This is a genomic window from Mesorhizobium sp. 128a (assembly GCF_053848025.1).
In genome coordinates this window covers 88,672-109,849 of the sequence record NZ_JBSPKY010000021.1, presented here as the reverse complement: position 1 = coordinate 109,849, position 21,178 = coordinate 88,672, and the positions used below count along the sequence as shown (strand labels likewise).

Here is a 21,178-nt window from a genome sequence, read left to right as displayed (position 1 = left end):
TTGTCGTCATCGCAAAATCCCCGTTTCAAAACAGGGAATCATATCCACCCAATTTTGCAACAGTCCCCCTGTGGGAGAAGGTGGATCGGCGCGCAGCGCCGAGACGGATGAGGGGTGCTCCAGCGAAGTGAGACGTCGGCATTCCCTGGAACACCCCTCATCCGTCGCCTTCGGCGACACCTTCTCCCACAAGGGGAAAAGGAAGAGGCGCCACCAATTGACTCCTGCCGCAAACCGCGTAAAAGCCGGCATCGAACGGGATCATTTTCGATGCGCGGCCTTTTGATGGCTCTTCTTGCCTTCGACTTCCCCGGCCACAATCTGGCCGGGCGCGTCGGCGCGTCCCCTCGTTCCAGCAAAACTGCGGCCAAAAAAACCACCACCAAAACGGTGTGATTCCCTTGGCCTAACCACCCTCTCCCGGGTCCGGCCCGGGGGACGGAACCCGCATTGGCCGGCGGGTTTTCTCCAACAAACCAAGCGGAGAGGGACAGGAGATCTAGGATGAGTTTCAAGGTTGCGGTAGTCGGCGCCACGGGCAATGTGGGCCGCGAAATGCTCAACATACTGGAGGAGCGCGGCTTTCCGGTAAGCGAAGTGGTGGCGCTGGCCTCGCGGCGCAGCCAGGGCACCGAAGTGTCGTTCGGTGACCGGACGCTGAAGGTCAAGGCGCTCGAACAGCATGATTTTTCCGACACCGACATCTGCGTCATGTCGGCCGGCGGCAACGTCTCCAAGGAATGGTCGCCCAAGATCGGCAAGCAGGGCTGCGTGGTCATCGATAATTCGTCGGCCTTCCGCTACGACCAGGACGTGCCGCTGATCGTGCCGGAAGTGAATCCGGACGCGATCTCGTTGTTTACGCGCAAGAACATCATCGCCAACCCGAACTGCTCGACGGCGCAGCTGGTGGTGGCGCTGAAGCCGCTGCACGATGTCGCCACCATCAAGCGCGTCGTCGTCGCCACCTATCAGTCGGTGTCCGGCGCCGGCAAGGAAGGCATGGACGAGCTGTTCACGCAGACCCGCGCGGTCTTCGTCGCCGACCAGGTCGACGTCAAGAAGTTCACCAAGCGCATCGCCTTCAACGTCATTCCGCATATCGACGTCTTCCTCGATGACGGCTTCACCAAGGAAGAGTGGAAGATGGTCGCCGAGACCAAGAAGATGCTCGATCCCAAGATCAAGCTGACGGCGACCTGCGTGCGCGTGCCGGTGTTCATCGGCCATTCGGAAGCCGTCAACATCGAGTTCGAAAAGCCGATCACCGCCGACGAGGCGCGGGATATCCTGCGCGAAGCACCCGGCTGCCAGGTCTTGGACAAGCGCGAGGATGGCGGTTACATCACGCCGCTCGAATCGGCCGGCGAAGACGCCACCTTCATTTCGCGCATCCGCGAGGATTCCACCATCGACAACGGCCTGTCGATGTGGATCGTGTCGGATAATCTGCGCAAGGGCGCGGCGCTCAATGCGGTGCAGATCGCCGAGCTGCTGGTCGAGCGCGGCCTGATCCAGCCGAAGAAGAAGGCAGCCTGACGGCTTTTGTTTTCGCTCACGGGCTCGGCCTTTGGCCGATTCTGTTTTCGCTCACGGGCCGTATCGCCGCCGCCGCGGCGGGCCCTGCGCGGGCGCGCCGGACCACCGGCGGCCTGCGGTCGCAGGCTCGGCCTTTGGCCGGGGCACTTCTTCCTTCCCCCCTTGTGGGGGAAGGTGGATCGGCGCGTAGCGCCGAGACGGATGAGGGGTGTTCCAGCGGAGTGAGGCGTTGGCGTTCCCTTGATGACTAGCACCCAGCCCGTCGATATCACCCTGCGTCCCGCCACCGCTTCCGACGCCGCTGCCATCGCTCGGCTCCTGCGGGCAGCTCTTGGCTCGTTCGACTGGATGCCGGTCATCCACACGCCGGCCGAGGACCTCGCCTTCATCCGTGACATCGTCATGCCCCGGCAGCAGGTCACCGTCGCCGAGACCGGCAAGACAATTGTCGGCTTCATTGCCGTCAACGGCGATTGGGTGGAACAGCTCTATCTCGATCCGGCCTGGACCGGACAAGGCATCGGCAGCCGATTGCTGATGGACGCGATTGCTATCGTGCCGGTCGCAAAACTGCACTGCTTCCAGGCCAACACCGGGGCCCGGCGGTTCTACGAACGTCACGGGTTCCACACCGAGTCATCCGGTGACGGCACCATCAATGAGGAAGGCCTGCCGGATATTCTTTACGTGCAGGCGGTGATCTTAGCCGGCGCTGTCGCTGGCCAGGTGGCGCAGCAACTCCATCGCCTCCCCCGCCCGGTCAGCGGGCACGAACAGATGGTCGTGATAGAAACCCGAGACTGGATTGACGCCCATCCCGGCAGCGGCGAGACGCGCGGTGATGGCGGCGAGGAAGCCAATGGCTTCCAGCGACGAATGGATGTTCAGCGTGATCATGCGGCAGCGGAACGAAGCAGTCAGGCCTGTGGCACGGGCTGCATCCTCGGTGACGATCAGCGTCAGGCCTTCGCGCTCGCGAAAAATCATCACCGATTCGAGGCCCGCCGGCGACGCAGCGCCGGGTGCCAGAGTGACGAACACATAAACGCCTGGCAGCAATTGCGGCGTCATCGTCGCCAGCAGTTTTTTCAGATCGGTCTCGCCCGTCATTCGCTCGTCTCGCCCAGCCCCATCAATAGCCGTCACTGGCGAACGCCGATAGTCTGAGCGGCACACGTTCCGTGGTCTGATCCAAAAGAATCCCTGTCTTGTAGGATCGCTCCCCTGGCGCACGTCCTTGGTCCGAAGCCAGCAAACGGAGGGAACACTATGAGCATTTCTCAAACCATGCCTATCTCGTCGGGCGCCCTGTGGACCGGCCGCGTGCTCAGCGGTCTCATCATTCTGTTCATGATCTTCGACGGCGTCATCAAGCTGCCGCCGCTCGAAATCGTCACCCAGACCATGGTGCCGCTCGGCTGGCCGGCCGACGCCAACGTTGCGCGGATGCTCGGCATCATCGGACTGATCTCGACCGCGCTCTACGCGCTGCCGCGCACCTCGGTGCTCGGCGCCATTCTGCTCACCGGCTATCTCGGCGGCGCCATCGCCACCCATATGCGCGTCGGCAGCCCGTTGTTCTCGCACACGCTGTTCGGCGTCTATCTCGGCATTATCCTGTGGGGCGGCCTGTATCTGCGCGACCCAAGGTTGCGCGCTTTGATCCCGTTCAGCCGCTAAACTTGAAGGATAACAACATGTTCAGCACCATCCTCATCCTCCTGGTCGTCATCATCGCCGCCGTCCTCGTCTATGCCGCGACACGGCCGAATGATTTCGTCACCTCTCGCACGGCCAGCATCAAGGCTCCGCCGGAAGCGATCTTTCCGCTGATCAACGATTTCAAGCGCTGGCCCGAATGGTCACCCTACGAAAAGCTCGACCCGCAGATGAAGCGCACGCTGTCCGGCACTGATGCCGGCAAGGGCGCGGCCTATGCCTGGGAAGGCAATGCCAAGGCCGGCAAGGGGCGCATGGAGATCGTCAATTCCGTGCCGTCCTCGCTGGTGTCGCTAAAGCTCGACTTCGAGAAACCGTTCCGTGCCAACAACAGCGTCGACTTCACCCTGAAGCCAGCCGGTGACACCACCGCTGTTACCTGGGCGATGCGCGGCAGCCGGCCCTTCATTGCCAAGCTGATGGGCCTGTTCATGAATTTCGACACGCTGATCGGCAAGGATTTCGAGGCGGGCCTCAACAATCTGCAGAAGGCAACCGAACGGTAAAAACGTCTGAATTTCAATAGGCTCGGCGGCGATCGACACGATGTGACCGGCGCGGACATCGCGATCTCCCACGTCTTCGGGATCAAATTAGCCGTCTGAGAGTTAAAACCATGGCGGCAAGGACGGCGATCCGCGTGAGAGAGGAACGACAATGAAAAATGCGATTATCATTCTGGTGCTGGCGACCGCGCTCGGTGCGTGCTCGCAAACCGAAAAGGGTGCCGCAGTCGGCGGCCTCGGCGGCGCGGCGGTTGGCGCGGCGGTGGCAAATGATCCGGTTAAGGGTGCCGTCGTCGGCGGCGCCGTTGGCGCCGTCGCTGGCGCCCTGATCGGCCATGCCAGCGAGAGCGGCCAGTGCCGTTATCGCGACCGTTATGGGCGCACCTACATCGACAGCTGCCCGGAAGGTTATTGAACGCACCTGATCCAACAGCGAAACCGGCGGCTACGGACCGCCGGTTTCGCATTGCCCGAGACAGCTGGATCGTGGCGGCCTGCGCTATAGCGATGCCAGAATATGTTCCCAAGCCAAGCGGCCCAAGCGTCTATCGGCATCGTCATTGCCGCCATGGGCATGCAGCCCTGAGCGCGGGATGGTTTCACCCGGTAAGAGGATGCGGTGGCCAGCGTCCGGCGCCGAGATGAGGCGCGCGGTCTTGCCGGCGTCCTTTCGCCCGCGAACGATCGATTGCGCAAAGTCGAGAGACTCCACAGAGCGTCGTCGCCGCCAGCAACCAGGACGATTTCCGCCGAAATTGCGTCGACGGGAATGGCGGACTTGCTAGCTGCATCCTTGAAGGTTTGCAAGGCGCGTTGGAAAAGCCCCCGGTACGACACCAGACCGCCGACATACTCCGCACTCCAGTCAGGCGCGCTCGGGACAAACGGCAAAGGAACCCCCTTGAGTGTCCATGACGATCGCTCCGGCCAGCTGATGCCGTCGCGGCCCGGTCCGATATTGCCCCAGACGACCGATGTCGGGCTGATCGCAACCACGGCGTCGATACGCGGATCATGAGCCGCCGCAAGCAGCGATGCCTCGGCGCCTTTCGACGTCCCGATATAGACGATGCGCCGGCAGCCCAGCCCGACAAGATAATCGGTCGCCGCGAAAAACGTCTCAAGCGGGATCTCGCAGATGCCGGGCACCTGGCCATCGCCGCCGAACCACTGGAGCGCGAGTGCCGATGCGCCCTCATTGGCAAACAACCGGGCACGGGCGACGTCGACACGGCCGCTCGATCCGCTCAACACCACGACGCCCGTCGTGGCGCCGGCGCACCGCAACAGTGTTCCGGCAACCTCGCCGGACAGGGTTTCTTGCGTGATCGCCCGCTCAGCCATCCTCATCCGCCAGCCTGCCGCTATGCAGCACAATAGCAAAACGGCGGGCACAGGCCCGCCGTTTGTCGATGCGATAAAGCGAACGCTTATTCGGCGGTGGCGGCTTCCGCCTCGGCCGGGGCCGCGGCAGCGGCGGCAACGGCTGCCGCTGCGTCGTCCTGGGCCTTCTTCAGCAGAGCAGCGCGTTCCTGCGCCTTCTTGCCCGGCTCGGCCTTCTTCGGGTTGGAGCGGGCCTCGCGCTTGAGCAGGCCGGCCTCGTCGAGGAAGCGCAGCACGCGGTCGGTCGGCTGGGCGCCGTGCGACAGCCAATGCTTGACGCGGTCGGCGTCGACCTTGACGCGCTCGCCGTCCTTCGGCAGCAGCGGGTTCCACGAGCCGATCGACTCGATGAACCGGCCGTCGCGCGGCGAACGGGCGTCGGCGATGACGACGTGGTAGTAAGGACGCTTCTTCGAGCCCGCACGGGCCAGTCTGATCTTCAGTGCCATTTCATTTCTCCTAAAAGCTCTGATTTCGATGGTAGGGTGTGGCTAGTTGTTAGCCGGCTTTGCTTGCGCCGTTGGACGCGGCGATCTGCTCGTGATGGCGGATCACTTCGCGGACGACGAAGTTGAGGAATTTTTCCGCGAAATCGGGGTCGAGATGGGCGTCCTTCGCCAACTGGCGAAGGCGGGTGATCTGCTGCTGCTCGCGCGCCGGGTCGGCCGGGGGCAGGCCATGCTCGGCCTTCAAAACGCCGACCGCCTTGGTGCAGCGGAAGCGCTCGGCCAGCATGTGGATGAGGGCGGCGTCGATATTGTCGATCGAGGCGCGGTAGCCTGCCAGGATGGTGCGTGCATCGGCCATGTCCTTTTCTTCGTTCATAGCGTCCTCACTTCTTCTTGCCCAAACCGGGCAGTCCGCCGCCGCCGAGGCCGGGAAGCCCTGGAAGTTTCATGCCGCCGGGCAGACCGGGCAGGCCACCGCCGCCGGGCAGGCCCTTCATGCCGCCGAGGCCGGCGGCCTGCGCCTGCTTCTGCAAGGCTTCGAGCTGCTTGGGATCCATCTTGGACAGGTCCGGCATGCCGCCGCCAATGCCACCCATTCCGCCGGGCATCATGCCGCCGAGGCCCATCTTGGAGGCCAAACCGCCCATCATGCCGCGCATCAGGCCGCCGCCTTTGCCCTTGCCGCCCATCGCCTTCATCATGTCGGCCATGCCGCGATGCATCTTCAAGAGCTTGTTGATTTCGGCCGCGTCGGTGCCGGAGCCGGCGGCGATGCGCTTCTTGCGCGAGTGCTTCAAAATATCGGGATTGGCGCGCTCGGCCTTGGTCATCGACGAGATGATGGCGAGCTGGCGGCCGAACATCTTGTCGTCGAGGCCAGCGGCAGCCATCTGGTCCTTCATCTTGCCCATGCCGGGCATCATGCCCATGATGCCGCCCATGCCGCCCATTTTCGACATCTGCTGAAGCTGCCCGGCAAGGTCGTTCAGGTCGAACTTGCCCGACTGCATCTTCCTGGCCATTGCCGCCGCCTGCTCGGCGTCGATGTTTTCGGCAGCCTTTTCGACGAGGCTGACGATATCGCCCATGCCGAGGATGCGATCGGCGATGCGCTTGGGGTGGAATTCCTCCAGCCCATCCATTTTTTCGCCGGTGCCGATCAGCTTGATCGGCTTGCCGGTGACGGCGCGCATCGAAAGTGCGGCGCCGCCGCGGCCGTCACCGTCCATGCGGGTCAGCACAAGGCCGGTGATGCCGACGCGTTCGTCGAAGCTTTTGGCTAGGTTGACGGCGTCCTGGCCGGTCAGCGAATCCGCGACCAGCAGGATCTCGTGCGGGCTCGACACCTTCTTGATGTCGGCCATCTCGACCATCAGCGGCTCGTCGATATGGGTGCGGCCGGCAGTGTCGAGGATGACGACGTCGTGGCCGCCGAGCTTGGCCGCCTGCACGGCGCGCCTGGCGATGTCGACCGGGTTCTGGCCTGATATGACAGGCAGCGTCGCCACCTTGACCTGCTCGCCGAGCTGGCGGAGCTGCTCTTGTGCTGCGGGCCGCCGCGTGTCGAGCGAGGCCATCAGGACTTTCTTGTTCTGGCGCTCGGTCAGCCGCTTGGCGATCTTGGCCGAGGTCGTGGTCTTGCCGGACCCCTGCAGGCCGACCATCATGATGACGACCGGGGCGGGCGCGTTGAGGTCGACGGCGACGCCCTCGGCGCCCAGCATGTCGACCAGCTCGTCATGGACGATCTTGACGACCATCTGTCCGGGCTTGATCGACTTGACGACGGCGGCGCCGACGGCCTTCTCGCGCACCTTGTCGGTGAAGGACCGCACCACTTCCAGCGCCACGTCGGCCTCGAGCAGCGCACGGCGCACCTCGCGCAACGCCGCCGAGACATCCGCCTCCGACAGCGCGCCGCGGCCGGTAAGGCCGTTCAGGATGGAGCCAAGGCGCTCCTGCAGTGATTCAAACATCTGTCGTCCTTCGATCTCGGTTCGGGGTTCGATCCGAGAGGTAATGCGTTCGCGCCAAGTGTCCAAACAAAAGAGCTTGTCCAGACCAAAGCCCGGGCAAGCGCAAAGCCAAAAAGCACCCGGGGGCGCTCAGCGCTGCCGGGTGTTGGCCTCCAGGATCTGTTTACAGCACTTGGCCTCAAAGAGGCTTTGGCGTCCTGGTCGGCTTGCTCGGAGGGATACTCGTCGCGGAATTCGGGGGCTGTAGACAGGAAATCGGCCGAAGAGTCAAGACAAGGCCGGCTTGCCCGTCTCTGCGCCCATCCTGGCTCAGTTCACCCTGGCTGCATCCCTAAGGTCCGCCGTGACCTTCAGCGGCGAGCGTGGGTGCAGGAGTAGCACGATTGTCAGCAAGGTGCAGACGATGCCGATGGCGGCGATGATGACCGCATCCGTCGTCGTCCAGTCGGGGCCTTCCAGCGGCTTGTCGTTGAACAGGGCAAAGGAATTGTAGTTCTCCTGGTGCGAGATCAGCAGGAAGCCGGTGAGATTGTTGCCGAGATGGGCGCCGAAGGCGGCGCCGAGATTGCCGGTGACATAGACCACCAGCGTCAACAGCAGAGCGAAGGCGGCGATCGAGGCCAGCACGCAGGCGTTGATGGCGAGCGTCGAGCCCGGGCTCCAATGCAGGGAGGTGAACAGCAAAGCGGGAAGCAACGCCCAGACGTACGGGCTGTCGAAGCGCTTGGCCAGGCCGCGCAGCAGATAGCCGCGAAACAGTATCTCCTCCGACGAGGTCTGCAGCAGGGTCAGCGCTACGATCGGGACCAGGAACAGTAGCCAGGTCGACAGGCTGATGGCGCCGCGCGCGATTTCGGGCTGCAGCCAATAGAGCAGGACTTCGGAAAGCGCCGATGTGATCAGCACCGCGATCAGCCCCTTGAGGAAACCCGGCCAGGAGACGCGGCGGCTGGCGCCGAAAAGCGCTGTCAGCGGCTCGCCATGGACGAAACGCATGGCAAGCCACAGGCCGAGCCAGATGCCCGCGAACGAGGTGAGCGCGGTGAGTATGCCGATCGGCGAAGCCAGAAAACCCTGTATCGGGCCGCGCGGATCGCCCGGCAAGATATGCCAGATGATGGCGAGATAGGTGCCGCCAAGCACCACAACCAGGGTGACCGCCACCCAGAACAGGACGACAATGGCCGTTCCGATCATCAGGCGCGGCAGGTTCGTCTTTTCGGTGGCTGTGTTGCGATAGCGCTCGAAGGCGGTTGGATCTGATATCACGCGAATTCCTCTGCCGAACGCATCGGGTCGAATGATCTAGGAGATCGGCGCGCCGCGCGCAATCGTGGGCGCTGGCGATAGATTCGCAGGACGTATCGCCACGAGATACGTCATGTTTGACACGTGAGACGTATCGTCGTATGATACTTACCATGGAGACGGCGGTTGATACGCTCGTTCAGGGACAAGACCACGGAAGCGGTTTCTCGCGGCAGGGCGCCGAAGGGCTTCCCTTCCGACCTTGTCCGCGCGGCTCAGCGCAAGCTGTTCATGCTGGACAATGCGGACGATCTCGCCGACCTCAGAACGCCTCCGGGCAACAGGCTCGAAGCGCTGAAGGGCAACCGTGCCGGCCAGCATTCGATCCGCATCAACGATCAGTTCCGCGTCTGCTTCCGGTGGGTGAATGGCGGGGCAGAAGACGTGGAAGTCACCGATTACCACTAACCCGGGCAGCAGGAGCCGATGATGTTGAACCTCGATACCCCCATCCATCCCGGCGAAATCCTTCGCGAAGAATATCTCGTTCCGCTTGGACTGAAACCTTATTCGCTGGCGAAGAAGCTGCATGTCCCACGCACGCGCATCGAGCGCCTGGTGAACGAAACGACGCCAGTCACACCCGATACGGCACTTCGTCTCGCCAAGTTCTTCGGCACGTCGCCGAGATTCTGGATGAACATGCAGGCAAGTTATGATCTTGCTGTCGAGGGCAGGGCCAAGCACGCCGAGATCGACGCTATCGAGCCGTTGCAGGCCGCTTAAGGAACCTTCCAAAAGGGAAGCGACCGCGGGGTGGCGGTCGCTTCGGGAGAATCGCGTCAGCGCACGACGTACATGATGCGCCGTGTCTGCGGGTCGACCAGTGCTTGCTGGCCGTTCACATAGACATAGCGGTAGCGGTAGTCGGGGATTTCACGCAGTTCGACGGTGTCGGGCAAGGTCGCGCCGGTCACCACCTCGCCGTCGAGATAGACGGGGTCGAGCCGGTGCGTGCTGACATAGGTGCCGACTTCAGCCGGCGGCCTGTCGATGGCGTCGATCGGGCCATCATCGGAAAGGATCGCGCCGGTATAAGTGTCGGGATAATCGTCCTGCGGCGGTGTAACGACGGTGATGGCGGCGTCGGCGGGGCGGCGCGTCAGCACGACCCGGTTGCCGCCGAAATCGGCCGTCACATAGTCGGAATAGACCCAGCCCTGGCCACCGGCCTCGGCGATGGTGCACCATTTGCTGTTTTCGATGCAGCCATTGAGCGTCGCCGACTGGCCGGCGGCAAGCACGCCGATCACCGGATATTGCGGGCCGGGGCCGGCGCGCACGTTAAGATCGGTGACGGCCGAGACGGCAGTATCGGCAAGTGCCGCACCCGACATGGCGACAAGCGTCCCGGCGACAGCCGGAAACAGTATGCGTCTCATGGTTTCTCTCCGTTTTCATGGTCCCTCGCGACCCCAAACGAAAACAGAGCGCATGCGTTCCGGCTAAAATGCCCCTACCGGCTCACGATTTGTTCCGGTTTCTTTCGGCAAACCGGTCAAAAGCTCATGCACGAAGGCGAGTTTCTGCGCCGTCACGTCCGAAATGACGAAAGGATAGAGGTCGGGCAGGCCCATGCAGCGGTTGATCGAGTTGGAGGCTTCCGACAGCACCAGCCAGCGGGCGAGGATCTTTTCGAACGGCTCGGGCACAGCATCGGGTTCCGCGGGCGCGGCCTGCAGGCGGCCGCCGGTGTCGCTCTGCGGCAGCACATTGGTCTCCATTGTTTCCAGCTGGCCGAGCGGAAAATTCAACGCGTGCACCATCTCCAGCGTGTCGGTGATGTGCAGATGGTGCGCCCAGGTCTCGGCCCAGTCCTCCCACGGGTGGGACGTCGCATAGGCCGAAATGTGGCTCTGTTGCCAGTCGGGCGCCGCACCATTGGCGTAGTAGGTCTGCAGCGCACGCTCGTAATCGACGCGTTCGTCCCCGAACAGCGCGCGAAAGGCGCCGAGCCTCTGCGGGTCGTCGCGGATCAGCCTGTCCCAGTAATAGTGGCCGAGCTCATGGCGGAAATGGCCGAGCAGCGTGCGGTAGTTCTCGCCCATCTCGACGCGCCTCCGCTCGCGCTCGGCCGAATCCGCCTCGGCGACGTTAAGCGTGATCAGGCCGTTGTCGTGGCCGGTCAGAATGCGCTCGCCGCCGGGGCCACCGCCGATCGGGTCGGCCAGGAAGTCGAAGGCGAGCCCGATTTCGTCGCCGGGATTCTGCTTGGGCGCCACCGGCAGGCCGACGGCAAGCAGGGAATAGATGGCGCGCTTCTTGGCTGCCTCGACGCGGATCCAGCGACGACGGTTGCCGTCGACGGAGAGATCCGGGATCAGCTTGTTCAGCACGCAGGCGCGGCAGAAGGGCTGGCCCGGCTCGGCCATCCAGTTGCAGGCGCATTCATCGGCGTTGGTGCAGTGGAAGATGCCGTCGATATCAGACAGGGCGAAGCGTGCATGCTCGGGATCGTAAAGCACGAGGTTCGAGCAATTCAGGCACTGCGCGTTCTCGAAGTAGAGACGGTGGCCGCAATGCGGGCAGTCGAACAGTTTCATCTCGGCCTCAATTCGTCACGGCAGGATATATGGTATGCGCGGCGCGCTGCCCAAAACGCCAGTGATCGGCGGGCGTTCCGCCTTCCCGGCGCTATTTCACTGCCAGCCGGGCGGCGACCTGGCGCGCCACGTTCTCGCCCGACAGGCGTGCGCCGCCGCAGGTCTGGATCAGCGGCCCGGCCAGGTGCTCGCCGGCGAAGAAGATCTTTTCCGCCACCGGCTGCATCAGCGTAGCGCGGGCCCGGGAACGTCCGGGGCGGGCCGCCGCGTAGGCGCCGCGCACGAAGCGCTCTTCGCCCCACTTGGTCATCATGGCGCGCGCCACATGCTTTCTGGTGTCGCTGCCGAAAATGCCGCACAGCCGGTCGATGACAAAGTCGATGCCGGCCGCCTCGCCGGCCGCCGACATCTCCCAGGCAAAGTCGCCGCCGACGAAACCGACCATCAAATCGAGGTCGAAGGGAAAGCACAGGAAATAGATGTCGTGCCGGGCCATGCGTTCGATCAACAGGTCGTCGAAGGGTTCGAGACCCAGCCTGGTGCCGCGGATCTCCACCGGCAGTTTGGTCAGCATGCCCATCGGCAGGTCGAAAAAGGCGCCGAAATGCGTGTCGGGAAGCGCCGGCGAAAACTCGATCTCCTCGAAGGCGAGAACCGCCGGCGAGGCGGTCACGATCACCGCCTTGGCGCGCACGGTGCCGCGATCGGTGACGCAGGCGACGCCCGGAACATCCCACAGGATCTTGCGCACCGGCGTCGACAGTTCGACCGGCAGGTCTTCGCCGAAGCGGGCGACCAGCGCGCCGAAGCCTTCCTTGCTGAAATAGTTCGGGTCGAGGTCGGCTGCGGCCTGGAAATCGCGGATCGAGATCTCGTCCTCGTCGGCGCCGAAATCCATCGGTCCTGCGAAGGTGGCGGCGGCGCGAGGCGCCTGGCCCTTGGCCAGCAGCGTCGACAGCCGGTCGTCGTCGCCCTCTTCCACCTGATGGGTGGCCAGCAGCTCGAACAGCCGCGCATCGGCGGCTTTCATCTCGGCCTCCTCCTGCTCGCTCGCCTTGCGCTGGCGGTAATAGAGGTGGTCGACATTCATGTTGTGGTGATGCAGCGTCCAGCCGGCGGCTTGCGCCTCGGGAAAATAGGGATTGCGGTCGGCGGCATGCAGCCAGGCGCAGCCAATGTCGAACGGGATGCCGAAATGCTGGTCGCTGGTCCAGGCGCGGCCGCCGATGCGGCCCATGCCTTCGAGCAGCTTGAAGGAAAGGCCTGCGGCACGAATGGTCCTGGCGGCAGCCAAGCCCGCCGAACCGGCGCCGATGATAACGACATCAACGTCTTCCATGGTTTCCCCGCCACAATAAGCACTTGATCGTAGGCAAATTCCGCTGCATTGGCCAGCGTAGCGCCTGGGTACGGTGACAATGGCGCGTTTCACTGGCAAGTTCACAACCGGGACGTGATTCAGGCAATCAGGAGAGAAACATGGCATTGTTTGCCAAGGGAAAGATTTTTGCTGCCACGGTGGGGGCGATGCTTGCGCTGGCGACGGGCGCGCAGGCGGCGGCCAGTTGCGGCAAGACCGGCGCCGGTTTCGAGGCGTGGAAGCCGGAGTTCGCGGCAGAGGCCAGATCCGAAGGTGTTGGCCCCAAGGGCCTGGCCGCTCTGGCCGGCGCCAGCTACGCGACAAAGACGATCTCCGTCGACCGCGCCATCCACAAGGCATTCAGCGGCTCGGTGGACGCTTTCATGAAGCGTCGTGGCGGGGCGTCGATCATTTCCAGGGGCCGTTCGCTGAAGAAGCAGAACGCGGCCATGTTCGACAGGATCGAGAGCAATTACGGCGTGTCGCCGGGCGTGCTGCTCGCCATCTGGGGCATGGAGACCGGCTTCGGGTCCGCCATGGGCAATCAGAACACCGTCTCTGCCATTTTGACGCTTGCCTATGATTGCCGCCGTCCGGGTTTCTTCTACCCGCATGCCATTGCGGCGCTTAAGCTGGTCGATCGCGGCGCGCTGAGCGCATCGTCGGTCGGGGCCGCGCATGGCGAGATCGGCCATACACAGTTTCTGCCGGGCAATGTCCTGAAGTATGGCGTCGGCAACTCAAATCTGCGCGACAAGGCGACCGCGCTGGCGTCCACCGCCAACTTCCTCAAGGCTCATGGCTGGCGGGCGGGTGCGAGCGCGAGTGCTAACATGGGCGCGATTGCCGGCTGGAATTCCGCCAGCGTCTACCAGCAGGCCATCGCCCAGATCGCCGACGCGATCGACGGCAACTGATAGAAATCTCTATTCGATGGAGAGGCCCGGCCATGCGCCGGGCTTCTATTTTATGTCCAACGTGTAGGAGCAGCCGGCAAGCGTCTTTGCGGGATGTAACTCGACGGTCGAGCCAAGCCAGGAAACCGATTTTGAAACTGGCCCGGCGCCCAGGAATATCTCTCTCAATTATAGCCGCCGCCCAAGGGGCATTTCTCGGAAGCGGGAACCTCGAAGGAGCCGCCGTAAAGATTCGAGCAGGTACGGAACTTGGGGTTCCGCGGCGTTGGAGGAGCCGCCTTTGGCCTACCCTCGATCACCGTCGGGACTCCGGCAGCTTGCGAGTAGCTGCCGCCCAAGGGGCATTTCTCGGAAGCGGAAACCTCGAAGGAGCCGGTTATAACATTTGAGCAGGTACGGAATTTGGAGTTCCGCGGCGCCGGTGCTTGCGGAGGCGCCTTTGACTTGCCCTTAATGACCAGCCAGATTTCGGTCGATTGGTCGAGCTGCAGCCGGTTAAGGTCGGAGTAGGTAATCCGCCCGCTGCGTATCCCTTCGCCAAGGCGCTGGCAGAACAGGGCCGGCATGCGCTCCTGCGAGACGCCCATGAACGTGGCGATCTCGTGCTTGAAGGTAATGCTCCATAGGTGGACAGCGGAGATGCATCCGTCTGGATTCTGCTCGCGTTTCCCGGCTGCCTGCGAGGACTGGCATCCGGTAAAGACGATGGCCGCCGCAAGCAGGAGAAAAATGGCATTTTTCACTATCAGAATCCCTCCGTCCCACGAGGGAATTTAGATGAAGCTTTTAAAAGGTCAACACGAGCCGCTTTAGCTTGCTCGACTTTCTTTATATTAGAGAAATCAAATAAAAACCCGGCATCTCCGCCGGGCTTTTCGGGAACAGTATTTTGGCTCAACCCTTGCGGTTGCGCGCCGCAAGCGTCCTCAGCCGCAGTGCATTGAGGCGGATGAAGCCGGCGGCGTCCTTCTGGTCGTAGGCGCCGCGGTCGTCCTCGAAGGTGACCAGCGCGTCGGAATAAAGCGTCTTCTTCGACTTGCGGCCGGTGACCATGACGTTGCCCTTGTAGAGCTTCAGCCGCACGGTGCCTTCGACGTCTTCCTGGCTCTTGTCGATCATCGCCTGCAGCATCAGCCGCTCGGGCGAGAACCAGAAGCCGTTGTAGATCAGCTCGGCGTAACGCGGCATGAATTCGTCCTTGAGATGGCCCGCACCCCTGTCGAGCGTGATCGATTCGATGGCGCGGTGGGCCACGATCAGGATCGTGCCGCCGGGCGTTTCGTAGACGCCGCGCGACTTCATGCCGACGAAGCGGTTCTCGACCAGGTCGAGCCGGCCGATGCCATTGTCGCGGCCGAGATCGTTGAGCGCCGTCAGCATCGCGGCCGGCGACAGCTTCTTGCCGTTCAGCGCGACCGGATCGCCCTTCAGGAACTCGATCTCGATCTCGGTGACCTTGTCCGGCGCGTCCATCGGCGAGACGGTGCGCTGGTGGACGAATTCCGGTGGCTCGCTCCACGGGTCTTCCAGCACCTTGCCCTCGGAAGACGAGTGCAGGAGGTTGGCATCGACCGAGAACGGCGCCTCGCCGCGCTTGTCCTTCGCCACCGGGATCTGGTGCTGCTCGGCGAAGTTGATCAGGTCGGTGCGCGACTTGAATGACCAGTCGCGCCAGGGCGCGATGACCTTGATGTCGGGGTTAAGCGCATAGGCCGAAAGCTCGAAACGGACCTGATCATTGCCCTTGCCGGTGGCGCCATGCGCAATCGCGTCGGCCCCGGTTTCCTTGGCGATCTCGACCAGATGCTTGGAGATCAGCGGCCGGGCGATCGAGGTGCCGAGCAGGTAGGTGCCTTCATAGACGGCGTTGGCGCGAAACATCGGGAAGACGAAGTCGGAGACGAATTCCTCGCGGACATCGACGACGCGGATATCCTTGATGCCCATCATCTCGGCCTTCTTGCGCGCCGGCTCCAGTTCGCCGCCCTGGCCGAGGTCGGCGGTGAAGGTGACGACTTCGGCGCCGAGTTCGGTCTGCAGCCATTTCAGGATGATGGAGGTGTCGAGGCCGCCGGAATAGGCGAGCACGACCTTCTTGACGTCTTTGGTCTTCGACATGGTTGGCGGTTCCGCGACAAGGGTTCTTCGCGGGCGAGGTATCACGGGCTTTCCGGCCAGCGCAAGGGACGAACGCTGATCGCTGGACTAGATGATGCAACCCGTCAGCGGCTGGAAGCGACCCGGCGCCTGCGCTATAGGGCTGCGTATCCTTTCGCGCAGGGGCGACCATGTCCTTCATTCCCGACACCACGACGCTGATCCAGTTCGCCATCGCCACCATGATTCTGGCGATCACGCCCGGCCCGGACATGACCCTTTTCGTCTCGCGCACGCTGAGCCAGGGGCGCTCCGCCGGCTTTGCCTCGCTGGCCGGAGCGCTGTGTGGTACGCTGATCCACACAACTTTGGTGGCTGTCGGCGTCTCGGCCCTGATCGTCGCCTCGCCGATGGCCTTCCTCGTGCTGAAGATTTTTGGCGCGGCCTATCTCGTCTTCCTGGCCTGGCAGGCGCTCACCAAGGGCTCGGCATTTTCGCCCGAGAGGAAGAGCGGGCCGCAGATTTCGCTGTTCCGCAGCTGGGCCGCCGGGCTCGGCGTCAATCTGCTTAACCCGAAAATCATCCTGTTTTTCATGACGTTTCTGCCGCAGTTCGTTTCGGCGCATGATCCGAACGCGCCGGGACAATTGTTCTTCCTTGGCGTCATGTTCATCTTGCTGTCGATCCCGGTGACGGCGCCGATGGTGTTTGCCGCGGAAAAGTTCTCGGCGGCGATGAAGGCCAGCCCGCGGGTGACGCGGGTGGTCGACTATCTCTTTGCCGGGGTGTTTTCGGCCTTCGCGCTCAAGATTCTGACCGCTCAGGCGAAGTAGCGGCGTGCCACCAGCTTCCGGCCCAGCGGCCGGCGCTTAGCCAGTAGAAGATGCCGCCGACCATGCCGCAACCGATCACCGCGGCGATGCCGCGCGGCTCGGTGACGTCGAAGTTGATATCGGCATTCTGGTGGACGAAGCCGAGAAAGGCAGCGGCCACGATGCCGCCGGCCAGCGCATAGAACAGCCAGTCGCGCCGTCTGAAAATCTCCGAGATCAGGATGACGATGGCCGCCGGCATGAAGGCGAAGTAAGCGATGAACAGCGCCACGAAGGGGATCGAGAAATACAGCGATGCGGTTGCCGTCGGGTGGGCATGTTCCGGCGCGGAGCCGAGAGAGGCCAGGAACAGGACGTTGAGAAAGGCGCTCGCCGCCAGCGAGGCGACGATATAGCCGAACAGAATGACGGCGAAGCGGACGAGATAGGCGATGAGGCGGCTCACGCCTCGCCATGCCCCGCGATCATCATGGTTTCCAGCGCCAGCCGGTCGACCTTGCGCATGCGTTCGGAGTCTGACTTGAGCTGGCCGCAGGCGGCCAGGATGTCGCGGCCGCGCGGGGTGCGGATCGGCGAGGCGTAGCCGGCATTGTTGATGTAGTCGGCAAACTTCTCGATCGTCTCCCAGTCCGAGCACTGGTAGTTGGTGCCCGGCCACGGGTTGAACGGAATCAGATTGATCTTGGCCGGAATGCCCTTGAGCAGCTTGATCAGCCCCTTGGCGTCCTCGATGGAATCGTTGACGTCCTTCAGCATCACATATTCGAAGGTGATGCGCTTGGCGTTGGACAGGCCCGGATAGGCGCGGCAGGCTGCGATCAAGTCCTTCAGCGGATACTTCTTGTTGATCGGCACAAGCAGGTCGCGCAAATCGTCATTGGTAGCATGCAGCGAGATCGCCAGCATGACGCCGATCTCCTCGCCGGTGCGCAGGATCTCGGGCACGACGCCGGAGGTCGAGAGCGTGATGCGGCGCTTCGACAAGGAAAGCCCGTCGCCGTCGGAGGCGATCAGCAGCGCTTTCTTGACCGCCTCGAAATTGTAGAGCGGCTCGCCCATGCCCATCATGACGATGTTGGACACTTTCCTGCCCTCCGCCGGCACGATGGCGCCGTCGGGCGTGTCGCGGTCGGGGAAGTCGCCGAGCCGGTCGCGGGCGGTGAGCAGCTGGGCGAGGATTTCTTCCGCCGTCAGGTTGCGCACCAGTTTCTGCGTGCCGGTGTGGCAGAAGGAGCAAGTCAGCGTGCAGCCAACCTGCGAGGAGATGCACAGCGTGCCGCGGCCCTCCTCGGGGATGTAGACGGTCTCGATCTCGACGGGACGGCCGGCGCCGCGCGGTGGAAAGCGGAACAGCCACTTGCGCGTGCCGTCGGAGGAAATCTGTTCCTCGACGATCTCGGGCCGGGCGACGGTGAAATGCTTGTCGAGTTCGGCGCGCAGATCCTTGGAGATGTTGAACATGCCGGCAAAGTCGGAGACGCCGCGCACATACATCCAGTGCCACAGCTGCTGGGCGCGCATTTTCGCCTGGCGCTCGGGCACGATACCGGCACCGACAAGGGCTTCTGCGAGCTCTGCGCGGGTTAGGCCGATCAGCGACGGCTTTTCAGCCGATGCAGCGCGGGCGCGCAACGCATCGCGTGCGCCCTCAGTGGTGAGATCGAAGGAAAGGGTCATATCAGCGCCAATATAAGCGAATTGCGGCCGATTTCATCCATCGTGCCGAAAAGAAGCGCGGCGCATAGCACAGGTTGCGGCGAGAGTCATGCGGAGCGTTGTGCGCGCCGCTGCCCCGTCTAATTACACTTGGCGATTGACGACAGCGCGGCCGAAATGCCTTTCAGCGAAAACACATAGGTCGTCGTGTTGCCACGGCCCGACTTTGCCGACACCTTCATGTCGGTGCCGGTCTTCATGGCGGCGATCAGCACCGGCTCTTCGGCGGCGTTTTCCACCCAGGCCGACTTGCCGCGGGTGAACATCGAGAACGACTTCTTGTCGATGGTGACGGTGGCCTTCGAGCCTTCCTGGAAGGTGTAGCCGGCGATGAATTGCGGTTCGTAGGACACTTGCTGGCCCGGCCGCTGGCTGACGAAGAAGAACATGTCGCCATGGTCGAGCGTCGGCGGCTGCTTGTCGGTCGGCACGGTCAAGACGTAGCACACCTTGCCGCCCTGCGCCTGATAGCTGTAGGTGCCCCAGGCGTTGTGCTGGCCGATCTTGGTCGCCTGCTGCGCCAGCGCCGGCGCTGCAAAGGCCACCAGGACCAGGCTCGAGACTAGTGCAATCAATCCGCGCATCGTTTTTCCCGTATTCCAAATGGTGCGGGGGCAGGCCGGCTTGGCGTCCTGCCCGTCGCTTCATTTTGATTTAATCTGGGTTACCAAACGGTGAATTTCCTTCCGGAAAAGGACGTCCAACCGAGGAAACCGCCGCCATTTCCGCGCCGCTTCTTGAAAAACGGCTTTCGCAATGTCCCTTCGGCGACTTGGAGGCCACGAAAGCGGCAAGAGTTTGACTTTTTCAACGGCCGCAGCGGAAGCCGAAGCCGAGTCGCTATTGTCCTGTTTGAGCGCCGGATTTCTTGTGAACCAGTTGCCAACGCAACGCCGATTCAGCCCTTGTCGGCAATCGCTTCCCTGGCAGCCTTGCGGTGCGCAGGGGTGATATGGGCGCTGACGGCGGTGATCGCGGCCGTCAGCACGGCGATGTCGTCAGTGAAGCCGAGGCCGAAGACGAAATCGGGGATGACGTCGACCGGCAGCACGAAATAGCCGAGCGCTGCCAGCAATATGCCCTTGGCGCGCAAAGGCGTCTTCTTGTCGAGGGCGCAGTAATAGGCGGCGACTACCTCTTCCATGAACGGAATCTGCCGGGCTGCCTTCTTGGCCGTGCGCCAGAATTTGGCGCGCACTTCGCTCTCATCGCCCAGCTTGCCGCCGAAGCCGAAGAAATCAAAACCCGGTTGCTGCGCCATCAATGTCTCCTCTGCGGGCCGTCACGCACCGTGTTGCGCGCCGCTGCCAGCGGAAAATGTGGTGAAAGTGCCGGTCCGCTACAAGAGGATGACGCCGATTTGCCGGCACAGGCGCGTTGCACGCCGGACGGTCAGCCGCCGAAGTACCCGTTCATCTTCTTGGCCAGCGCAATGTCCAGCGCGGTGACGCCGCCGGCATCGTGCGTGTTCAGCGTCACGTCGACCGTCTTGTAGACGTTCGACCAGTCGGGATGATGGTCCATCTTCTCGGCGGCCAGAGCGACGCGGGTCATGAAGGCGAAGGCTTCGGAAAAATTCTTGAAGACGAAGCTGCGGTTGATGGAAGCGCCGTCCGCGGCCAGCGACCAGCCGCCCAGTTCGGCCAGTGAAGCTGCAATGGCGTCCTTGCTGAGTTTCTCTCTCGTCATGATGGTGTCCCGTGCTATCCCGGATTTTGACCCTGACCATAATGCAAGTCGTCCAAGCGTGCTTTGCGCTTTTGGGCTTCCAAATGCACAAATGGCGCATACCGATGAGCATAAAGCCGATAAACTCCATACTCTTCGTTTGCCTCGGCAATATCTGCCGCTCGCCACTCGCGGAAGGCGTGTTTCGCGCCGTGCTCGCCGAGCGCGGCCGCGACATGCTGCTGGACTCGGCCGCGACCGGCGGCTGGAACCTCGGCGAGGCGCCCGACCCGCGCTCGATCGCAATTGCGGCCCGCCACGGCATAGACATTTCCGGGCAGCGGGCACGCAAAGTCAGGCCAGAGGATTTTGCCCGCTTCGACCTGATCCTCGGCATGGACCGGCAGAATGTCCGCGACCTGAAGGCGCTGGCGCCGGCTCACGCAAGCGAGCGCATCCATCTGCTGGCGGCGTTCGCGCAGGGACAGGCCCGCGACGTGCCGGATCCCTATTACGACGGGGCGGACGCCTTCGCTTCGGTCTACCGCATGATCCGCGAAGCGTCGGAAGCGCTGGCAAAGCTGCTCGAAGAGCGCGCATCGGCGCCGGAGAGCGGCCAGGCTTCCTCGACGATGTAGGGTCCGCCGCCGACCGAATCGCGCGACGACATCAGCACGAAGCGGCCGACGCGGAACGGCAGCGTCGAGAAATTGCCGCGCGCCGACAAGTACTGCGCTACGTCGAGCGGGCTCGAATTGCGCAGACGCGCCAGCGTCACATGTGGCGTGAACTTGCGTGGGTCTGCCGGTAGGCCTAGCCGCTGGCAGATGCGGTCGATTTCGCCTTGCAGGGCGGAGAGATCCGGTGAGGCGAAAACGCCGGCCCAGACGGCATGCGGCTTTTTCTGGCCGAAAGCGCCGACCCCAGACAATGTCAGCGAGAAGGAGGGGCGGTGAACCCGGTCGAGCGCGTTGGCGATCTCGTCAGCGACATGGCCTTCGACATCACCGATGAAGCGTAGCGTCATGTGGTAGTTTTCAACGTCGATCCAGCGCGCCCCCGGCAGCCCGCCCCTGAGCAGGGACAGAGAAAGAGCGGCGTCACGCGGTATTTCGAGGGCGGTGAAAAGACGCGGCATGGTGAGCCTCCCTTCCTCGAATCGAA

General features: G+C 63.1%; 26 protein-coding genes and 2 pseudogenes. 11 read left to right on the top strand and 17 right to left on the bottom strand.

Annotated elements, in window-relative coordinates:
• Positions 1 to 270 precede the first annotated feature (270 nt).
• The 3 genes and pseudogenes from ACWTU9_RS27820 to ACWTU9_RS27810 form a co-directional block, all read left to right on the top strand.
• Positions 271 to 396: a hypothetical protein gene (locus ACWTU9_RS27820; RefSeq protein ID WP_455861111.1), complete on the top strand. Its 126-nt coding sequence runs from the start codon at positions 271 to 273 to the stop codon at positions 394 to 396.
• 108 nt (positions 397 to 504) lie between these two features.
• Complete coding sequence (locus ACWTU9_RS27815; RefSeq protein WP_455861110.1) at positions 505 to 1,539, top strand: aspartate-semialdehyde dehydrogenase; 1,035 nt, start codon at positions 505 to 507, stop codon at positions 1,537 to 1,539.
• Positions 1,540 to 1,782: 243 nt separating this feature from the next.
• Positions 1,783 to 2,163, top strand: a pseudogene (locus ACWTU9_RS27810) (N-acetyltransferase family protein); the annotation flags it as partial.
• A 78-nt stretch (positions 2,164 to 2,241) separates the two neighbouring features.
• Here the strand turns inward: ACWTU9_RS27810 and ACWTU9_RS27805 are convergent.
• Positions 2,242 to 2,649 carry an ACT domain-containing protein gene (locus ACWTU9_RS27805; RefSeq protein ID WP_455861118.1) on the bottom strand — a complete coding sequence of 136 codons (408 nt, stop codon included), beginning with the start codon at positions 2,647 to 2,649 and terminating at the stop codon, positions 2,242 to 2,244.
• Positions 2,650 to 2,808: 159 nt separating this feature from the next.
• Between ACWTU9_RS27805 and ACWTU9_RS27800 the strand changes: the two genes are divergently transcribed.
• The 3 genes from ACWTU9_RS27800 to ACWTU9_RS27790 all read left to right on the top strand — a co-directional run bounded on the left by ACWTU9_RS27800 (position 2,809) and on the right by ACWTU9_RS27790 (position 4,179).
• A complete protein-coding gene (locus ACWTU9_RS27800; RefSeq protein ID WP_455861109.1) occupies positions 2,809 to 3,219 on the top strand; it encodes a DoxX family protein in 411 nt (136 codons plus the stop codon).
• Between the two features lie 17 nt (positions 3,220 to 3,236).
• Positions 3,237 to 3,764, top strand: coding sequence for an SRPBCC family protein (locus ACWTU9_RS27795; protein ID WP_455861108.1), 528 nt, complete (start codon positions 3,237 to 3,239; stop codon positions 3,762 to 3,764).
• A gap of 151 nt (positions 3,765 to 3,915) precedes the next feature.
• Positions 3,916 to 4,179 (top strand): YMGG-like glycine zipper-containing protein, encoded by a 264-nt coding sequence (locus tag ACWTU9_RS27790; RefSeq protein WP_455861107.1) that lies wholly within the window; start codon positions 3,916 to 3,918, stop codon positions 4,177 to 4,179.
• Positions 4,180 to 4,263: 84 nt separating this feature from the next.
• Here ACWTU9_RS27790 and ACWTU9_RS27785 read toward each other — a convergent pair.
• The 5 genes and pseudogenes from ACWTU9_RS27785 to ACWTU9_RS27765 all read right to left on the bottom strand — a co-directional run bounded on the left by ACWTU9_RS27785 (position 4,264) and on the right by ACWTU9_RS27765 (position 8,841).
• Positions 4,264 to 5,108 (bottom strand): annotated as a pseudogene (locus ACWTU9_RS27785) (acyl-CoA thioester hydrolase/BAAT C-terminal domain-containing protein).
• Positions 5,109 to 5,194: 86 nt separating this feature from the next.
• Positions 5,195 to 5,596 (bottom strand): 30S ribosomal protein S16, encoded by a 402-nt coding sequence (gene rpsP / locus ACWTU9_RS27780; protein WP_454575618.1) that lies wholly within the window; start codon positions 5,594 to 5,596, stop codon positions 5,195 to 5,197.
• 49 nt (positions 5,597 to 5,645) lie between these two features.
• Positions 5,646 to 5,972, bottom strand: a complete 327-nt coding sequence (locus ACWTU9_RS27775; protein WP_454575617.1) for a chorismate mutase — start codon at positions 5,970 to 5,972, stop codon at positions 5,646 to 5,648.
• Between the two features lie 7 nt (positions 5,973 to 5,979).
• Entirely contained in the window at positions 5,980 to 7,572 is a 1,593-nt protein-coding gene (gene ffh, locus ACWTU9_RS27770; protein WP_455861106.1) for a signal recognition particle protein, read from the bottom strand.
• A 309-nt stretch (positions 7,573 to 7,881) separates the two neighbouring features.
• Positions 7,882 to 8,841, bottom strand: coding sequence for a CPBP family intramembrane glutamic endopeptidase (locus ACWTU9_RS27765; protein ID WP_455861105.1), 960 nt, complete (start codon positions 8,839 to 8,841; stop codon positions 7,882 to 7,884).
• Between the two features lie 165 nt (positions 8,842 to 9,006).
• Between ACWTU9_RS27765 and ACWTU9_RS27760 the strand changes: the two genes are divergently transcribed.
• Together ACWTU9_RS27760 and ACWTU9_RS27755 are read left to right on the top strand one after the other, a co-directional pair.
• Complete coding sequence (locus tag ACWTU9_RS27760; RefSeq protein WP_455861104.1) at positions 9,007 to 9,288, top strand: type II toxin-antitoxin system RelE/ParE family toxin; 282 nt, start codon at positions 9,007 to 9,009, stop codon at positions 9,286 to 9,288.
• A 21-nt stretch (positions 9,289 to 9,309) separates the two neighbouring features.
• Positions 9,310 to 9,606: a HigA family addiction module antitoxin gene (locus ACWTU9_RS27755; protein WP_455861103.1), complete on the top strand. Its 297-nt coding sequence runs from the start codon at positions 9,310 to 9,312 to the stop codon at positions 9,604 to 9,606.
• A gap of 56 nt (positions 9,607 to 9,662) precedes the next feature.
• Here the strand turns inward: ACWTU9_RS27755 and ACWTU9_RS27750 are convergent, their stop codons facing one another.
• The 3 genes from ACWTU9_RS27750 to ACWTU9_RS27740 form a co-directional block, all read right to left on the bottom strand.
• Entirely contained in the window at positions 9,663 to 10,262 is a 600-nt protein-coding gene (locus ACWTU9_RS27750; protein ID WP_455861102.1) for a DUF1236 domain-containing protein, read from the bottom strand.
• Between the two features lie 63 nt (positions 10,263 to 10,325).
• Positions 10,326 to 11,423 (bottom strand): zinc-binding metallopeptidase family protein, encoded by a 1,098-nt coding sequence (locus ACWTU9_RS27745; RefSeq protein ID WP_455861101.1) that lies wholly within the window; start codon positions 11,421 to 11,423, stop codon positions 10,326 to 10,328.
• A 91-nt stretch (positions 11,424 to 11,514) separates the two neighbouring features.
• Entirely contained in the window at positions 11,515 to 12,762 is a 1,248-nt protein-coding gene (locus ACWTU9_RS27740; RefSeq protein ID WP_455861100.1) for a flavin monoamine oxidase family protein, read from the bottom strand.
• Between the two features lie 140 nt (positions 12,763 to 12,902).
• Between ACWTU9_RS27740 and ACWTU9_RS27735 the strand changes: the two genes are divergently transcribed.
• Complete coding sequence (locus ACWTU9_RS27735) at positions 12,903 to 13,700, top strand: lytic murein transglycosylase (RefSeq protein ID WP_455861099.1); 798 nt, start codon at positions 12,903 to 12,905, stop codon at positions 13,698 to 13,700.
• A gap of 164 nt (positions 13,701 to 13,864) precedes the next feature.
• Here the strand turns inward: ACWTU9_RS27735 and ACWTU9_RS27730 are convergent, their stop codons facing one another.
• Both ACWTU9_RS27730 and ACWTU9_RS27725 read right to left on the bottom strand, forming a co-directional pair.
• Positions 13,865 to 14,443: a hypothetical protein gene (locus tag ACWTU9_RS27730; protein WP_455861098.1), complete on the bottom strand. Its 579-nt coding sequence runs from the start codon at positions 14,441 to 14,443 to the stop codon at positions 13,865 to 13,867.
• A 151-nt stretch (positions 14,444 to 14,594) separates the two neighbouring features.
• Positions 14,595 to 15,818, bottom strand: a complete 1,224-nt coding sequence (locus ACWTU9_RS27725; protein WP_455861097.1) for an argininosuccinate synthase — start codon at positions 15,816 to 15,818, stop codon at positions 14,595 to 14,597.
• A gap of 170 nt (positions 15,819 to 15,988) precedes the next feature.
• On the opposite strand from ACWTU9_RS27725, the gene ACWTU9_RS27720 reads away from it, so the two are divergent.
• Positions 15,989 to 16,630 (top strand): LysE family translocator, encoded by a 642-nt coding sequence (locus ACWTU9_RS27720; protein ID WP_455861096.1) that lies wholly within the window; start codon positions 15,989 to 15,991, stop codon positions 16,628 to 16,630.
• Here the strand turns inward: ACWTU9_RS27720 and ACWTU9_RS27715 are convergent.
• The 5 genes from ACWTU9_RS27715 to ACWTU9_RS27695 form a co-directional block, all read right to left on the bottom strand.
• Entirely contained in the window at positions 16,602 to 17,075 is a 474-nt protein-coding gene (locus ACWTU9_RS27715) for a hypothetical protein (RefSeq protein ID WP_455861095.1), read from the bottom strand. The two genes, ACWTU9_RS27720 and ACWTU9_RS27715, sit on opposite strands and share 29 nt — an antisense overlap.
• Complete coding sequence (rlmN, locus tag ACWTU9_RS27710; RefSeq protein ID WP_455861094.1) at positions 17,072 to 18,307, bottom strand: 23S rRNA (adenine(2503)-C(2))-methyltransferase RlmN; 1,236 nt, start codon at positions 18,305 to 18,307, stop codon at positions 17,072 to 17,074. The genes ACWTU9_RS27715 and rlmN overlap by 4 nt, the downstream gene beginning before the upstream one ends.
• A gap of 119 nt (positions 18,308 to 18,426) precedes the next feature.
• The gene (locus ACWTU9_RS27705) at positions 18,427 to 18,930 is read right to left on the bottom strand and encodes an invasion associated locus B family protein (protein WP_454575606.1); all 504 of its coding nucleotides are present in this window, start codon (positions 18,928 to 18,930) and stop codon (positions 18,427 to 18,429) included.
• A gap of 314 nt (positions 18,931 to 19,244) precedes the next feature.
• Positions 19,245 to 19,607, bottom strand: coding sequence for a YkvA family protein (locus tag ACWTU9_RS27700; protein ID WP_455861093.1), 363 nt, complete (start codon positions 19,605 to 19,607; stop codon positions 19,245 to 19,247).
• A 131-nt stretch (positions 19,608 to 19,738) separates the two neighbouring features.
• Positions 19,739 to 20,035, bottom strand: coding sequence for a 4a-hydroxytetrahydrobiopterin dehydratase (locus ACWTU9_RS27695; protein WP_455861092.1), 297 nt, complete (start codon positions 20,033 to 20,035; stop codon positions 19,739 to 19,741).
• Positions 20,036 to 20,139: 104 nt separating this feature from the next.
• Between ACWTU9_RS27695 and ACWTU9_RS27690 the strand changes: the two genes are divergently transcribed.
• Positions 20,140 to 20,652, top strand: a complete 513-nt coding sequence (locus ACWTU9_RS27690) for a low molecular weight protein-tyrosine-phosphatase (RefSeq protein ID WP_455861091.1) — start codon at positions 20,140 to 20,142, stop codon at positions 20,650 to 20,652.
• Here ACWTU9_RS27690 and thpR read toward each other — a convergent pair.
• Positions 20,556 to 21,152 (bottom strand): RNA 2',3'-cyclic phosphodiesterase, encoded by a 597-nt coding sequence (thpR, locus tag ACWTU9_RS27685; protein WP_112560072.1) that lies wholly within the window; start codon positions 21,150 to 21,152, stop codon positions 20,556 to 20,558. The genes ACWTU9_RS27690 and thpR overlap by 97 nt on opposite strands.
• Positions 21,153 to 21,178: the final 26 nt, after the last annotated feature.

What these genes read in the sequence shown, in the direction of transcription:
- ACWTU9_RS27820 (WP_455861111.1), top strand. Translation starts at nt 271, where the DNA reads ATGCGCGGCCTTTTGATGGCTCTTCTTGCCTTCGACTTCCCCGGCCAC.
- ACWTU9_RS27815 (WP_455861110.1), top strand. Translation starts at nt 505, where the DNA reads ATGAGTTTCAAGGTTGCGGTAGTCGGCGCCACGGGCAATGTGGGCCGC.
- ACWTU9_RS27805 (WP_455861118.1), bottom strand. Translation starts at nt 2,649, where the DNA reads ATGACGGGCGAGACCGATCTGAAAAAACTGCTGGCGACGATGACGCCG.
- ACWTU9_RS27800 (WP_455861109.1), top strand. Translation starts at nt 2,809, where the DNA reads ATGAGCATTTCTCAAACCATGCCTATCTCGTCGGGCGCCCTGTGGACC.
- ACWTU9_RS27795 (WP_455861108.1), top strand. Translation starts at nt 3,237, where the DNA reads ATGTTCAGCACCATCCTCATCCTCCTGGTCGTCATCATCGCCGCCGTC.
- ACWTU9_RS27790 (WP_455861107.1), top strand. Translation starts at nt 3,916, where the DNA reads ATGAAAAATGCGATTATCATTCTGGTGCTGGCGACCGCGCTCGGTGCG.
- rpsP (WP_454575618.1), bottom strand. Translation starts at nt 5,596, where the DNA reads ATGGCACTGAAGATCAGACTGGCCCGTGCGGGCTCGAAGAAGCGTCCT.
- ACWTU9_RS27775 (WP_454575617.1), bottom strand. Translation starts at nt 5,972, where the DNA reads ATGAACGAAGAAAAGGACATGGCCGATGCACGCACCATCCTGGCAGGC.
- ffh (WP_455861106.1), bottom strand. Translation starts at nt 7,572, where the DNA reads ATGTTTGAATCACTGCAGGAGCGCCTTGGCTCCATCCTGAACGGCCTT.
- ACWTU9_RS27755 (WP_455861103.1), top strand. Translation starts at nt 9,310, where the DNA reads ATGTTGAACCTCGATACCCCCATCCATCCCGGCGAAATCCTTCGCGAA.
- ACWTU9_RS27750 (WP_455861102.1), bottom strand. Translation starts at nt 10,262, where the DNA reads ATGAGACGCATACTGTTTCCGGCTGTCGCCGGGACGCTTGTCGCCATG.
- ACWTU9_RS27745 (WP_455861101.1), bottom strand. Translation starts at nt 11,423, where the DNA reads ATGAAACTGTTCGACTGCCCGCATTGCGGCCACCGTCTCTACTTCGAG.
- ACWTU9_RS27740 (WP_455861100.1), bottom strand. Translation starts at nt 12,762, where the DNA reads ATGGAAGACGTTGATGTCGTTATCATCGGCGCCGGTTCGGCGGGCTTG.
- ACWTU9_RS27735 (WP_455861099.1), top strand. Translation starts at nt 12,903, where the DNA reads ATGGCATTGTTTGCCAAGGGAAAGATTTTTGCTGCCACGGTGGGGGCG.
- ACWTU9_RS27725 (WP_455861097.1), bottom strand. Translation starts at nt 15,818, where the DNA reads ATGTCGAAGACCAAAGACGTCAAGAAGGTCGTGCTCGCCTATTCCGGC.
- ACWTU9_RS27720 (WP_455861096.1), top strand. Translation starts at nt 15,989, where the DNA reads ATGTCCTTCATTCCCGACACCACGACGCTGATCCAGTTCGCCATCGCC.
- rlmN (WP_455861094.1), bottom strand. Translation starts at nt 18,307, where the DNA reads ATGACCCTTTCCTTCGATCTCACCACTGAGGGCGCACGCGATGCGTTG.
- ACWTU9_RS27705 (WP_454575606.1), bottom strand. Translation starts at nt 18,930, where the DNA reads ATGCGCGGATTGATTGCACTAGTCTCGAGCCTGGTCCTGGTGGCCTTT.
- ACWTU9_RS27700 (WP_455861093.1), bottom strand. Translation starts at nt 19,607, where the DNA reads ATGGCGCAGCAACCGGGTTTTGATTTCTTCGGCTTCGGCGGCAAGCTG.
- ACWTU9_RS27695 (WP_455861092.1), bottom strand. Translation starts at nt 20,035, where the DNA reads ATGACGAGAGAGAAACTCAGCAAGGACGCCATTGCAGCTTCACTGGCC.
- ACWTU9_RS27690 (WP_455861091.1), top strand. Translation starts at nt 20,140, where the DNA reads ATGAGCATAAAGCCGATAAACTCCATACTCTTCGTTTGCCTCGGCAAT.
- thpR (WP_112560072.1), bottom strand. Translation starts at nt 21,152, where the DNA reads ATGCCGCGTCTTTTCACCGCCCTCGAAATACCGCGTGACGCCGCTCTT.